Origin of the sequence: Paenibacillus sp. GCM10027630 (assembly GCF_042676305.1) — a bacterium.
In the GTDB taxonomy this organism is placed as follows: Bacteria; Bacillota; Bacilli; order Paenibacillales; family NBRC-103111; genus Paenibacillus_S.
In genome coordinates this window covers 130,418-144,485 of the sequence record NZ_JBHTGY010000039.1, presented here as the reverse complement: position 1 = coordinate 144,485, position 14,068 = coordinate 130,418, and the positions used below count along the sequence as shown (strand labels likewise).

Here is a 14,068-nt window from a genome sequence, read left to right as displayed (position 1 = left end):
TTTGTTTACAATGTTATTTTAATTCCAGCTAACAAAAAGGAGCCTTCCGCATAAGGAAGACTCCCATTTTCTCATGATTAAATCTATTGTACAGCTACATTCAAGTAATATCCTTTACTGTTCGAGCCGGGTTTAAAATCAATATAATAATCACCTGTTACCTCAGGTTTATATATAAGGGGTCTGTCTTCAGACTTCGCAAACTCTTGACGGTCTTGATTCATTATTACAATATCGGTTACATATATTTTTTTATTCCGTTCAGTGTCATTAATTGAATAAGTATCGTCGTTGGCGGATGATGGAGCATCGTTAGGCGCAGCATCCTCCGACCAAAACCGATAGCTTTTACCTGCCTCAAGCCTCACTTTGTATAGAACCGTGCGCTCGCTTCCGAATTTCACAGCCGGTCTCAATGTTCTCCCAACGTTGGCACCATTGATGTTTAATTCCATTGCTGCATTTATGGATTTTCCATCGAGAAAGGTTACTTTTGCCATGCTCCCAGGAGTTCCAATTAAGCGTAATACTTGTTTGTCATTGAAGGACGGGTCTCGTTCACTTGTAAAAATAGTTTGTCCAAACAATCGATCTATACCTTGAAGACTTAGATCATAAGTGGTAACGTTTTCAGCCTTAAAATCATAATTTTTGTCACGCGGAAAAGTTAAATTTAGCCACGTAACACCTGTATGCGTAATAGCTACTTCTCGTATTCCGCTGCCAATAGAAATAGCCGTTTCTTTAGTTACACCCTTTTCCTGAACCTTTAATTTATACGTAGCAGGTTGATCAGCAGACCTCACCTTTAATAAGTACGTTTCGGTTTGAGTGGGTTTCAATGCTATGAAATTGATTCCTTGCCTATCTTCCAACAGATCTCCTTTCTGATTTAAAATAGTCATTTTTTCTAAGTTCCCATTTTTTAATGCCGCTTCAATCATGTAGTCAGATCCGTTAGTCATAGGAAAAGCAAAGTAAACTTCTTGATTAGCTGGAAGCTGGAGAGAAGCGCCTACTTGATCCATAATATTATAATCGATGGCCTTAGAGGCAGAAGCACCATTCACAGCTTTGAATTCTGCCTGCTTACTCGGATCAGCCTTAATTTCCAAATAATAAAAACCGGTTTGTTTAGGATCGAATATAAAACTGGAAGAAGTCTGATTAGAAGTATGGGCAGACACATATTTTCCTTGAGCATCTCTTATTTCTATTCGTTCTATTCCAGTAGTTTGAAATATTAGCGAGTGCAGTGTTTCGCAATCCAATCGATACCACGTAATTGTATTTGTCACCCGGGCCGTCTCGCTTGTCTCGTAATATTTGGCCTGCTCCAAACTTATACCGCTGCCAGAAGGAGGAAGTTCCTTCCTTTTAGGCTGATCCAGCTGGAAGTTTTTATCTTTAGCTGCATGCTGGTTATGAGCTTCAGCTAGCTTTAATGAAAGGGCAATCAATGCGGCTGCATCACCACGAGTCATGATTTCCTTAGAGCGATAAGGCTCTTTACTTAGCCCTTCTGTTCTCAGACCATTTTGTAGAACCATCGAAACGGCTTCCTTGGCCCAGGAATCTGTATCCTCAGCAGAAACTTGAAAGTTGGCAATTGAATGATTGGTGACACCAGAATTTTGAAGCCAACGCCATACGATCAAAGCGGCAGCTTGACGGGTAATAGGTTCGGTTGGAGCAAATAGGTCAGCACTAACACCATCCATTAGTTTTTCATTGTACGCTATAGCGATGTAAGGTTTGGACCACTCATTATGGATATCCGTAAATGGCAACTTATACGCATTATCTTTAACCTTCAATTGAAAAGCTGTTGATAATATTTTGGCGAATTGTTCTCTAGTTAACGACCCTTCGGGTGTAAATAAATGAGCTCCTGTCCCATCCAAAATCTGTTTCTCTACAAGTTCATAAATATAGGGTGCGTTGGGTAAGCTTTCGGGGACATCTGTAAATAATTTTGTAGAAGGAACTGAAGCTATAGCCGCGTTTGGAATAAGCATTCCGATTAAACATAACACGATTAATTTAACTGGGGTTTGCAATCTACCACTCCTAAAATCCTTTTCGTTTATTATTACATAAGTGGTCGATTTTGGAAATTGGGTTTCTTACAATAAAAAGTTCTAGTCTTATGAAAGCAACTTCATCTCATGTAATTTGTCGAAAATGATTTGGCTAACCGGAGATACACGATTTCGGTCATGATAGGTTAACCAGACCAATTCCTCTATTTCAGAAGCTGGACTCAATTCCCCTTCAAAATCCGCAGTATAACAAGCCATTTTCACCAGAACACCTTCGGATTTATCATGGGCTTGAGCTTCGAATGTTCCAAAATGCGAGATGGTCTCAGGCTTAATTCGTACTGATAATTCCTCCCCTACCTCTCGAACGAGGGTGTCGGCATCCGATTCGCCAGGATCTCTTTTTCCTCCAGGTATGTAACATATATGTTTCCCTCTGGAGCGAGCGCTTAATATTTGGCCATCAACCATATAAATCCATGCAATCTTATCAATCATTGGCGTCATTTAATGTTTCCTCATTTCATTTTTCTGAAAATTATAGCACTATTTCCTCGAACTTAAAAATTACACCTATTGTTTCGACCAGAAAAATCCATTTCATGCCATTCTCCTTTGCAGGGATGCCCCACAGTGAAATGCATCTTCTTCGAACTGATATCCCAGATCATGGCGCTTAGGGTCTCATGTGGCTCAGGGGAATTGGAGCGACCTTTCGAAACACCATGCGCGCAAATACTGCCTGAGCTCTCACCGCTTCCATCATGCAGGGCAGTCATTTGCTTCAAGCGTTTAATTACCTCAACGGCATCCAGATTCATTTCTTCTCGCTTGATGTCCGACAATATTTGCTCGGCTAACCGCTGTCGTATCCCGCGATCTTCCCGGATTTCCTCCGGTAGTTGATTCTGCTCGGACTGAAACAAGGTGAACGCCTGATTGCTCCGAACGATGAAATGCTGCTTTGTTGCATTTTGCAGACCATATAATCCTTGACAGTGCTCAAAGACGAGCAGTTCACCTGTTCCGTCTACAATAACATGGTTTCCGCCTATTGGAGCCCTCCCTTCGGAAAATCGCTCTACAAACAACGCAGCCGCCTCAGCCGCTGCGGAGCATCCAGCCAGCACTTCCGCTTGTACAATCCCTCTTAAGTCACCGCTCCAATAAGAATTTTTACTTGATTGTTTCTGTTCGGAGGCTACACCAGGCATGTGCTCTTTATAACCGAAGTAGGAGCTGATCACGATCAGCCCCTTTTCATTCATGCCTGCATTAATCCCTTGCTGCTGGGTCAAGCCGTATCCTAATGCATCATAGCGTCCAGGGTTGTTCACTTGCCCATGCCAAAAGCCGGTCAAAGGCGAGTCTGACGTTTTAAACCCGAATATCCGCTTGCTTCCGCTGCGATCTTTGATAACTACCGCGCCTGTTGTGCACATAGGTCGAACACCTCTAATCAGTTATTACTAGCATTTTTCGAAACGGAATATTCGGCAGCCTATACTGCTGTTCTTATTAACAAAGGAACAACCTTCCCCATTTTTCTGCTAACAGGCCCGGATTGATCCCCAATCTATGCAGCGAATGCCAAAGCGTGGCAGAAACTGAATCGATCACCGGGATGTTGTATTTAAACTCGATATCTTTGACGAAGGAAGCCGCATTAAAGTTGGTACATACAACCGTCACAACCTCTACGGCTGACTCACTTGCTGTCATTTCCAACATTTCAGCGATCGTTTGTGCAGGTACATCAGCAAAATCTTTATTGACGCTAATTCCACATCCACGATCCACCGGGCATTTGTACCCCATCGCAAGGTAATTTTGCCGTATTTTTGCGTTGACATCCTGCGTGTACGGCGTAACAAGTCCAATAGAGCTTACACCGAGAGCCTGAAAAGCCTCGGTAATCGCGAACACGGATGTAGTCGCAGGAATTCCGAAAGCCTCTTCAATGCTCTCGCACAGTTTTCGGTCCTTTTCTAAACCTAACCAACTGGCGGAAGTTCCATTCCAGACAATTAAATCAACTCCAGCATCTGCGAGTAAAGAAGCCGCGTTCAACATGGATTCATCTTGAAATTGACTGTCGGACTTATCCGTTAGTGTTATTTCCCGAACCGTAAACCGTGAAAAATGAGCGCTTACCCCAGGCATATCCGATAATATTTTATAGGTAACCGGCTCCAGCACTGTATTCGAAGACGGAGTCAACATTCCAATTTTGGGCATAGCTTATTCTCCCAACATCCTTATTCATAATGCTTCCTTCGGATCATAGATAACAAAATCAACCAAAATACCGCATCCCGGCACCCACAATCCACGATTAATCTCCACAACCGAAACTGCGGGTCTATGATTGCCTCCAAACATCTCTCCCCATGCTTCCATAGCACCCGCGTACAAATTTAAGTCGCTAAAATAGAGATTAGCCTTGACCGTTTGGCCGATTGCAACACCGGCAGCATCACAGATGCGGCGGGCTTTCATCAGGATGTATTCCATTTGCTTTTTACCTGACAAGCCAAAATAGGGCAGCCCAGGCAGCAAAGAGGCTTCTACTGCAAGACCATTCTCCGCTGTAGCCATCAGTCCACTAATATAAATCAAATCCTCAGCACGCATAGCTGCTGACTCATGGCTTTTCGGTATCCATCCTCCACGTATAGCTTTACGAAGATGTTTGGCTTCCGGAATAAGCAGATCCAATGAAATCTCCACCCGGCAGCCTTTCGCTCCCAGCTCCACATTCGGTACGATTGTGCGTGATGGAGCCTCGTAAGGATCGGGAAACCAATTCTTCCATATATCCTCAAAGCCGGTGAAATCATTGGGATCAGCCAGATACACATGAGCTTTAACCGCCATATCCAGGCTTGTTCCTGCTGCATAAGCGATGCGCTCCAGCTTGGTCAACACATACTCCGTCTGCTTGCGAATCGGCAGATCACCCCAGAATAAACCGTTCGTCCTTGCTTCCAATGCTAATGAATGGATATTTTCTTCATTCTCCGCTGTACCCCAGTTGCCCTTCCAATCAGTAGCCAGATCACCGGACAAAAATACCCAGTTGCCCAATCTCACTCCTTCAGCAAATCCTGGGCCCGGCTTCGGCACATCAGGCGCTGATATCAGCTCAGGGAGCTGTCCATTAATTGCAACAATTGCCGTAAAATCCGCTTCTACAAGCGCGCCTTCAACGAGTAATTCGCTGATACCGATCCCCGTACTTGGCGGACTCAATGTTTCAAAATAGCGATTTTTACGTTCCACATAACGTTTGTTGTTGACTGTTAGATCGCCTGTTTGGTAGCCCGGCTTCTTCATATCGGTCACATACCACTGATTCACCCTCACAACTTGTTCCGGCCGCGCACCAGCAGCTTCGATAATTTGTTCTGCCCGTCTGTACAGGTAATCCGCTTGCCTTGCTATCGGATCTGTATAATAGGGAAACGAAGGATGAACCTTTGCTTCTTCTGCAAGCCCCGATGTTAAATCCGATGCAGATTGAGCGGATACAAACAACCATTTACCCGCTCGCACTGCAGGACTATAAGGGATATCAGGACGTGGCATTCCCTCCGGCCATATTTCTTCAATTGTCGATTTCATCATACTTTCTTGTCTCCTTCCACAAAACGAAGCAGCTCATCGACAAAAAGCTTGGGATCTTCCTTGAAAATTTCATGACCGATTCCCACAATCCGTTTCGTCAGAACCACAGGATTCATCCGTTTCAATTCGTCAAGCTCCTCCTCTGTAATGAGTGGCGAGAGACCCGCTGCCAGAAGCAGCGTCCGGCTTCGGATCAGGCGATAGTAGCTATGAAACGGTTCATACATTATGGAATTATAGGACTGTTCGATCGACTGCAGCGAGCATAGCTTCAACTCTTCCGCTTTTACTCCGGTATCCAACCTAGTATTTGCATAAAATGCAGCGAATTCCTCCATGTTCCCTTTCTCTAACGCTACCTTCGGCCCTGTAAAACGGCTTAACGGCATAGGAAATTCCCGTCTGCCAGGACCACTGATTGGCGGATCTATCAGAATAAGGGTACCAACAAGCTCCGGGTACTGCGCGGCAAATGCGGCAGCAATTCGCCCGCTTAGCGAATGCCCTACTAATATAGGTGAACCTGAAAATCCGGAAAACAGATTCCACACCGACAACAGGTCAGCCATATAATCCTGAAGCCAGTAACCCGATTCCGGTTTGAAGGACTCACCCCTGCCTCGCAAGTCCATCGACACCGCATAATAAGATGCAGGGAGAAGCTTCATGACCGGTACAAAAGATCGTGCATACTCAGTAATCCCATGCATGAATAAAACGGGTCTTCCTGCCTCATTTCCGCTAGCTATCAGATGTATATCGCCCTCGCGTGTTTTCACCGTTATATCAATGAAGCGGTTCGCATCATCCGAGCTGCTTTTCTGTAGTTCCGGCATGACCAAGCTCCTCCACACTCTCTCCCAATTCGTTCAGATACGATCGGTAACGTTTGGCCAGCCACTTGTTTAGTTGTGGCAGCGTACGCTCTAATTCCGCATAACGCCCGCGGCTGGACAGCCGGGCATACATGCCTCTTTGAATCGAAGCATTGGCTGACAAATCCTGCTCGTTAATTTCCATGACACTGTCGTTAGCTAGCCGATAACGCTCTTCAAAGTCCGGCAGTGCCAATGTATCCGGAGGATAACATAATCCGGCACGAAACTCGATCTCACCCGCAGCTTGTGGCAAAATAATGTTCCAGAACATTTGATCCGGCAGTAGCCCTAATGTCAACATCGGAGGGATGGCAGCAATAGTCATCCGTTTACGCTGTTCCTGTGATAGTTCAGGTATAATCGGAAATATAGCATTCTGGTCTGGTGAGAAGCCCGCACCTTCGTGCAGAAAACCGGTAGGATGCATAACCTGTCCGTCATCTTCATCAAACTCGATAAATCCTGCAAGCTTACCCGGAGCAAAATCATGCGGTCCATTATGCAAATAGCTGGTATGATAAGGCTCCAATGAGCTTTCGATCATGATTTTCCAATTCCATTTACAGTTTTCTATATTAACCATCGGCATCGTCAGCATTTCATGGACTCGGTAATTATTCATTTCTTCATCGAGTTTTTGTAAAGTTGGCGCCAAAGGTTCCGCATTCGGATCGAAATGGCAGAAAATAAAACCATTCCAAATTTCCGTTTTTAATCGCGGAAGACTGTGATCATGCCGTAAAATATCGAATGGCTCAATCCTGATCATTTCCGGCGCTTGAATCAGTGCTCCTTCATGATTATAGGTCCACCAATGAAGCGGACATCGAAAATGCTTGCAGTTTCCGCTACCCTCCGCCACAAGATGGCCCCGGTGCTGACAAACCGCAGAGAATACGTAGACTTGGCCAGCTTCATTTCGAGTAACAATTAACGGATCATCGTGGATTGTAATTGTAAAATAATCACCTGCATTCGGAATTTGCTCCTGCCTACCCACACATAACCAATTTCGATAGAAGATGGCTTCTTTTTCAAAATGGTAAAATTCATCGGAGGTGTAGCATTCGGCGGGAAGTGAGCGAGCTTCTTTCGTTTCAAGCAATGAGGGGGCTAGCTGTTTGAGGATATTAAGCACTTCATTCGTAGGTTTGGATGTCATAATAATCCCTCCGTATGTTTAATTGATTATTAAACCGTTTCCCCTTGAAACCTGTACATTTCTGGAATGTAGGCTTCCCTGCGGGCAAGCAGCTGTTCAGCGGCCTGTTGGCCCTGCTCCCTTACTTCTTCCTCATCAACGGTAATCAGCTTACGGTTTTCCATTATCAGCTTGCCGTCAACCAATACGTTGCGGACATCACTCCCCTGTGCGGAATAAACGAGATTGCTTACGATATTATTGTAGGCTTCGGTGAGGACCGGTGTCAGATGAAGCTTGCGGAAATCAATCGTAATCATATCTGCCTTTTTACCAAGCTCAATTGAACCAATTTCCCTATCCAAACCTAGTGCCTTTGCTCCTTCGATAGTTGCCATCCTCAAAACCTTCTCCGCTTTCATAACACGGGCGTCATAGGTACGAACCTTTTGGAGCAGAGGTACGAATTTCATTTCTTCCATCATATCGAGGTTATTGTTCTCTTTTACTCCATCCGTTCCAATCCCAACGGTTATCCCCCGTTCCTGCATTTCGATAACCGGAGCGATACCGGAGGCTAGCTTCAAATTGCTGACGGGGCAATGAGCCACAGATGTTTTCGTCTTAGCCAGCAGGTCCAGCTCACTTTCCTGCATCCAGACACAGTGAGCAAGTACAGTCCGGGAACTAAGAATTCCCCTATCATAGAACAATTCCACCGGCCATCTTCCGTATTTCTCGTATACTTTTTGGCTCATAGCCAAAGATTCTTCCCCGTGGGTGTGAATGCCTGTATCATATTTATCTGAAATTCTCGCAGCCTCACGGTAAGCGCCCTCGGTGCAGTAGGCAAGATGCTCCAGTCCAACCCATATATGAATGCGGTCGTTAACGCTGCCATGCCGGTCTTCGATAAGGCAGATGTTATCATGGAGAGTTTCGAAATAATCATAGCCCGGACGATCAGCAACATAAGGTGCAAATACAGCACGAATGCCCGTTTCTTCAGCGGCATCCGCACACCGGTGGACGAACCGGTACATATCCAGCACGCAAGTAGTACCTGATTTGATGCCTTCTGCGTAGCTGAGCCTTGCCGCAGCGTATGCTTCCTCCTTCTGCAGCGCCCGGTGCTTCGGATCGACATACCGGGTCAACCATTCGAATACGGGCAAATCCTCCGCTGTCCCCCTAATTAATCCCGAGTGCATATGGAGATTCACGAGACCCGGCATGATCACTTGACCCGATGCGTCAATAACGGGAACGCCGCGATATTTGTCCTGGAAAACCGCAGCAGGCCCTATATCGGCGATCCGACCTTTTTCAATGAATATCGCACCGTTTACCAGCATTTCATCCTGTTGATTTAAGGTCAATACGATTCCGCCTGATATTAAATATCGGTCATCCATTTTATAACCTCGCTTTTCTACAGATATAAGCAGATGTCCATTCATTTATGTAATATTTTATAACAATATATGTTCAGTATGATAAAATAATCGAGTCACTTCAAGTATTTTATCGAATAATTGTTAATTTTCTGAATTTTCCACTGTTTTTTCGTTATTTTTACAAAATATATGTTGTTATACATTCCACAAACCTGACACACCCAAACATAAATGATGATTCGAAATTTATTATGTTGCTGCTTAAAGCGATTCACTCCTCACCACTTCTCGATTCATCGCCACGTACAAATACCTTAATTTAATTTTGATTCTATCCCTTAACACAGCAAAGGCTGCCGGTTACTTTTCTTCCGGCAGCCATCACTATATATAACCAATTAGTTTATTGAAGAGTATAAACTCGAGAAAAATTACAACGATACATGAAAAAATATACATCTGTAATTTAAAAGTGCTAACTTTATCCTCCCAATATTCACCTCTAAAAAATGAGATAAAATTGGGAGTGAACGAATATCTCACGGATTCATTAAAATCATCAGAGTCATAAAAAAATAATTTATACAGAAGTTTGTATACAGGGTAATTGATAATAAGCAAAATAATGACGATTAGAATTTCCCAATCCATCCCTACACCTCCAAATCTATATATAATAGGATACGATAGTTAAATCGTTAAAGTTGCAATAGCTGCACATAAAATGGATCATTTATAATGAACTTAACTTTCTAACATTGAAGATAGTTCTTAATTTTACAAAGTTATGAATAAGGTAATACTATTATAATAATACCAATACGGGAGGATTGTTGTGGAGAAACACTTGGATTTGCTACTGAGTCAATACGGCTACATAGGCATATTTTTAGCATTGGCACTCGGTGTAGTCGGACTACCTATTCCAGATGAATTATTGCTAACCTTTATTGGTAATAAAGTGGCACAAGGGAAACTGGTTTTACTATTTGCATTAGGAAGCGCATTTTTGGGTGGAATCACAGGAATTACATTAAGTTATTTCATTGGACAGAAACTCGGCCTTCCCCTATTAATAAAGTATGGGCGAAAAATACATATTACTGCTGAACGCATAGAAAAGACACAACACAAAATGAACAAGTACGGCAGCATGCTATTAGTGTTTGGATATTTCGTACCTGGTCTCCGGCATATTATAGCTATAACCGCTGGTACTTCCAATATGAATTATCGGAAATTTGCATTATTTTCATATACGGGAGCACTGCTGTGGTGTGCATTTTTTATATTCATCGGACGCGGATTCGGTGAGAAATGGCATATAATAAGAAACTATATATTCCTTTATCGCGTGTATCTTCCACCGCTCATATTTATTTCAATAGTTGTTATTTTGATATATTTTGTTTACTTCAAAAAGCCAAAACAGTAACTTTAATCGTTTATTACACGCAAAGGGGCATTCCCCAAGTGAGAAATCACTCGGGAATGCCCCTATTTGCTGGTGGCCGTCAGCTATTAGCTAGCGGCAATTGCGCGAATTTCTATCAATGTTGCTTCGTCTAACGTAACATCGATAGCAGGCAAAACACTCGTAATATGGCTAGGCTTACGCACCCCAACAATTGCACTGGTTAGCGCCGGATGCGCTAATACATAAGCAATGGCTAGCTGCGGCATTGTAATATTGAATCTCGCGGCTATTTCCTTAAGCTTCTCGACCCGGTCCACGTTCTTTCTTAGGCCTTCACCAGTATGCGCAGCGTTACGGGAACGCCAATCGCCTTCATCAAATTTCGTATCATACGTATAGTTACCTGAAAGCAGTCCTGAAGTTAAAGAGCTATACCCGACTACTCCGATGCCTTTCTCAAGGCAATATGGCAGCAACTCCTTCTCAATAGCGGGTCTTAGAATCGAATAAGGAGGCTGCAGGGAATCCACATGTCTAACAGTAAGCGATTGCTCAAGTAAAGGAATGTTATAGTTACTTACCCCGACATAACGCACTTTTCCATCTTGCACCAACTTGTCCATCGCACGCATCGTTTCTTCTGCAGGAGCATTCTGATCAGTATCCGGCCAATGCATTTGGTATAAATCGATATAATCTGTGCCCAGACGGCGCAATGATGCTTCAGCTTCACGGATAACGGAGTCGAAAGTTCCGTTCTTGGATACCTGCTTCTCATCATTCCAAACCAAGCCGCATTTTGTCGCCAGAACAACCTTGTCCCGATCGCCCTTCAATGCTTTGCCGATAATTTCTTCTGAATGGCCCAGGCCATATACTGCTGCGGTATCGTAAAAAGTGATGCCAGCATCAAGTGCAGCTCGAACGCTGTCCAGTGACAACTGGTCGTCTTGCTCGCCCCAAGCGCTAGCCCAGCCTCCCCCGCCGATTGCCCATGATCCGAAGCCGATAACGGATAGCTCAGGGCCGTTTTTTCCAAGTTTACGATATTTCATGAATATAACCACTCCTTTATTAATGAACATTTTAATTATAATCAATCTTAACGAGGTTGGTAAGAACTGTAATTCAGTTCACTTAGTTACCTTTAGGTTAATAGCTGCAAAAACGGCAATAGAGTTGGATCGCGCAATTGAAGCCGCGCAATTGTTTTAACTATGATTTATCATCAATTGAAAAAAGCGCATTTGTAGTTTAATGTCTGGTCTGCTTGTTTAGTTCTAAATGAAGTAAAGGAAATGGTCTTCCTGATCCATCTAGTTCGGATCGCCCTGTCTGAACAAAACCATAACGTTTGTAGAAAGCGTGAGCACCCTCGTTTTGCTCATTGACATCTACTTTAAGATTTGTTCCTTTTATTTTTTCAATATGTTTTATTAAGCGACTGCCTATCCCCTGTCCGTGGTAATCTGGGTCAACGAATAACATCTCTATTTTAGTTCCATCTACTCCAATAAACCCTATCGGTTCATTATTTCCATTCAATTCCACCCAAATCTCGACTTCTTTTAATGCTCCATTTTGTACCATGTTGTGATAATATTGAATATCCTGTTCCGTCAAAAAAGTATGGGTCTGACACACAGCCCGATACCATATATTTACCAGCCTGTCATGGTACATTTCTTCATATGTGACAATTTCGTTTTGCATAATTCATTCATCCACCAAGCTTCATCTCGTTAGTCCTCATGGTATAAACTGTAGATTTTTTAGTTTAATTACTCATTTTTTTGTATTTTTCCCTATTTAACGCTTCTTTCAATTCATAACACTGTTCCAAATCAACCTCATATATATTCGCCAATGCAGAGACATAGTAAAGGATGTCGTATAGCTCTTCTTCAACCGTACCTTTTATGTTCCCGGTTTGATTTAATCTTACATCTTTCCTTAGTACATCTGCCAGTTCGCCGACTTCCTCAATAAGCTTAAGAAAATAATCATTTTTCTTCTCCGGCTGGTGATCGAAACTTCTTATATATTGCTGCAAGCCTCTTACCGTTAAATTCCCCGACATCTTGAACCCCTTCCTTTTGTAAACTAACTGACGACTGTCCGTAATCCATTAGTTGAGAAAAATATCATTCGCTTTGAGATAGTCCAAAACAATATTCACTCTTTCTGTAGCTGATAAATCACCCTCAATTCTCAATATCGGACATGTTAAATCTGACATCCAATGCTCGTGCAAAAATTTGCTTCTAACCTCTAAACCAGCTTCATCGTATAGTGACGCCCATTCTAAAAAGGCTTTTGATTGCTCATACATACTGCCACCAGGCAATATTTCATCGCCATATCTTTGATACTCTCGTTTTTCTAATCTTTGGAGTCTAATGTCTTTGGGAATATAAATAAAAATAACTAGATCGAAGGCTGACTTTAATTCATCCCCCCAACCACATACAGAACCAGATAAAATCCATTGCTTATAATACGAGAGGTCTTCTTTTAACAAACGAACTCTATCCTTCAATCCCCTTTTCTCAGTAAATTTCTCGATCCAAAAATAATCATCACCATCTAAATTTACATGTGGTAATATCGAAGATAAGTCTTTCCCAAGAGTAGATGCTCCTGAACCTGAAGCACCAAGGATATGTATTTTGTTATTCATCCTAACCTCCATGATATCCCGTATAGTTTCCGTTAGCCGAGAAAACCATTTTCCTTAAGAGCAGCTACAGAATCCGCTAATGACTCCCTGGTTTTAATTTCAATAACAACAGACAAATCATTCTTCTGGGCCAATGCTAATCTGTCATTTATGGGTACGATCCCTGTAAATAATGATTGATGGTCTGACTTTCCATTATAATCATGAAGATGCATATGTCTAATACGTTTATTAAAATAAGTGAATGTCGATTCTTCAACGAAACCAGCCTTCGCATCGTGTCCAGCATCCCAAGTAAGATAAAAGTTAGAAAAAACACTTAATTTATCAAGAGCTCTACGAATATAAGGAATATGAAAATTACCTGTATTCTCAATACATAATTCAACATCAAACGTTTGGGCTAACTGATAAAGTTCCATATACGATTCATAAAGCAATTTTAAAAACTGCGTTTCATACTGTTCATTTATCCATACCCTTGTTTGTGGAAGGGTGAAATAAATCCCATTATTCAAGTGCATATTCAATGTTGTAATCCCTGATAAATTTGCCCATTCCATCACTTGTTTGCACCGTTCTAAATGCCCCATCCTTATTGAAGGATGATAAGAGGATAAATCCATTTCTTCTGGAAGATGGATTGTAAAATTTATTCCAAATTGGTCTTTGTAGTATTTTATTTCTGAGTAACTTAAAGTTTCAGGAATGCAGATAGGAAGATTCATATTCAATTCAATAAAGTCCAGTCCAAGCTCATTACATAATTGAACATTTTCAATAATGGATGTATATTCTATCAAAGTAGGCATTCCAAGCTTCATACAACATCCTCGATTCGCTTTATTATCCGTACCGACTATGATAATACCATAAAATGGATAAC

General features: G+C 42.4%; 14 protein-coding genes. 1 reads left to right on the top strand and 13 read right to left on the bottom strand.

Annotation, left to right across the window (positions count from 1 at the left end):
- Nucleotides 1-83: 83 nt before the first annotated feature.
- From ACFQ0C_RS21145 to ACFQ0C_RS21110, 8 genes are all read right to left on the bottom strand, one after another.
- Nucleotides 84-2,060, bottom strand: a complete 1,977-nt coding sequence (locus ACFQ0C_RS21145; RefSeq protein ID WP_379369268.1) for an S-layer homology domain-containing protein — start codon at nucleotides 2,058-2,060, stop codon at nucleotides 84-86.
- Nucleotides 2,061-2,147: 87 nt separating this feature from the next.
- Nucleotides 2,148-2,549 (bottom strand): NUDIX hydrolase, encoded by a 402-nt coding sequence (locus ACFQ0C_RS21140; protein ID WP_379369266.1) that lies wholly within the window; start codon nucleotides 2,547-2,549, stop codon nucleotides 2,148-2,150.
- A gap of 53 nt (nucleotides 2,550-2,602) precedes the next feature.
- Nucleotides 2,603-3,484, bottom strand: a complete 882-nt coding sequence (locus ACFQ0C_RS21135) for a hypothetical protein (RefSeq protein ID WP_379369264.1) — start codon at nucleotides 3,482-3,484, stop codon at nucleotides 2,603-2,605.
- Nucleotides 3,485-3,560: 76 nt separating this feature from the next.
- Nucleotides 3,561-4,280, bottom strand: coding sequence for a maleate cis-trans isomerase family protein (locus ACFQ0C_RS21130; protein WP_379369262.1), 720 nt, complete (start codon nucleotides 4,278-4,280; stop codon nucleotides 3,561-3,563).
- 24 nt (nucleotides 4,281-4,304) lie between these two features.
- A complete protein-coding gene (locus ACFQ0C_RS21125) occupies nucleotides 4,305-5,669 on the bottom strand; it encodes a RidA family protein (RefSeq protein ID WP_379369260.1) in 1,365 nt (454 codons plus the stop codon).
- On the bottom strand, nucleotides 5,666-6,505 hold the full coding sequence (locus ACFQ0C_RS21120) for an alpha/beta fold hydrolase (protein ID WP_379369258.1): 840 nt from the start codon (nucleotides 6,503-6,505) through the stop codon (nucleotides 5,666-5,668). The genes ACFQ0C_RS21125 and ACFQ0C_RS21120 overlap by 4 nt, the downstream gene beginning before the upstream one ends.
- Nucleotides 6,474-7,709: an aromatic ring-hydroxylating oxygenase subunit alpha gene (locus tag ACFQ0C_RS21115; RefSeq protein WP_379369256.1), complete on the bottom strand. Its 1,236-nt coding sequence runs from the start codon at nucleotides 7,707-7,709 to the stop codon at nucleotides 6,474-6,476. Before ACFQ0C_RS21115 ends, ACFQ0C_RS21120 begins: the two co-directional genes overlap by 32 nt.
- Before the next feature lie 29 nt (nucleotides 7,710-7,738).
- Complete coding sequence (locus ACFQ0C_RS21110) at nucleotides 7,739-9,103, bottom strand: amidohydrolase (protein ID WP_379369254.1); 1,365 nt, start codon at nucleotides 9,101-9,103, stop codon at nucleotides 7,739-7,741.
- Nucleotides 9,104-9,920: 817 nt separating this feature from the next.
- Here ACFQ0C_RS21110 and ACFQ0C_RS21105 point away from each other — a divergent pair.
- A complete protein-coding gene (locus ACFQ0C_RS21105) occupies nucleotides 9,921-10,520 on the top strand; it encodes a DedA family protein (protein WP_258212008.1) in 600 nt (199 codons plus the stop codon).
- A gap of 86 nt (nucleotides 10,521-10,606) precedes the next feature.
- On the opposite strand, the gene ACFQ0C_RS21100 is transcribed toward ACFQ0C_RS21105, so the two are convergent.
- The 5 genes from ACFQ0C_RS21100 to ACFQ0C_RS21080 form a co-directional block, all read right to left on the bottom strand.
- The gene (locus ACFQ0C_RS21100; protein WP_258212009.1) at nucleotides 10,607-11,557 is read right to left on the bottom strand and encodes an aldo/keto reductase; all 951 of its coding nucleotides are present in this window, start codon (nucleotides 11,555-11,557) and stop codon (nucleotides 10,607-10,609) included.
- A 199-nt stretch (nucleotides 11,558-11,756) separates the two neighbouring features.
- Nucleotides 11,757-12,215, bottom strand: a complete 459-nt coding sequence (locus ACFQ0C_RS21095) for an acetyltransferase (RefSeq protein ID WP_379369251.1) — start codon at nucleotides 12,213-12,215, stop codon at nucleotides 11,757-11,759.
- Between the two features lie 64 nt (nucleotides 12,216-12,279).
- Nucleotides 12,280-12,582, bottom strand: a complete 303-nt coding sequence (locus ACFQ0C_RS21090; RefSeq protein ID WP_258212011.1) for a MazG nucleotide pyrophosphohydrolase domain-containing protein — start codon at nucleotides 12,580-12,582, stop codon at nucleotides 12,280-12,282.
- A 48-nt stretch (nucleotides 12,583-12,630) separates the two neighbouring features.
- Nucleotides 12,631-13,182: an ATP-binding protein gene (locus tag ACFQ0C_RS21085; RefSeq protein ID WP_379369248.1), complete on the bottom strand. Its 552-nt coding sequence runs from the start codon at nucleotides 13,180-13,182 to the stop codon at nucleotides 12,631-12,633.
- A 32-nt stretch (nucleotides 13,183-13,214) separates the two neighbouring features.
- Nucleotides 13,215-14,006 carry a sugar phosphate isomerase/epimerase family protein gene (locus ACFQ0C_RS21080; protein ID WP_379369246.1) on the bottom strand — a complete coding sequence of 264 codons (792 nt, stop codon included), beginning with the start codon at nucleotides 14,004-14,006 and terminating at the stop codon, nucleotides 13,215-13,217.
- Nucleotides 14,007-14,068: the final 62 nt, after the last annotated feature.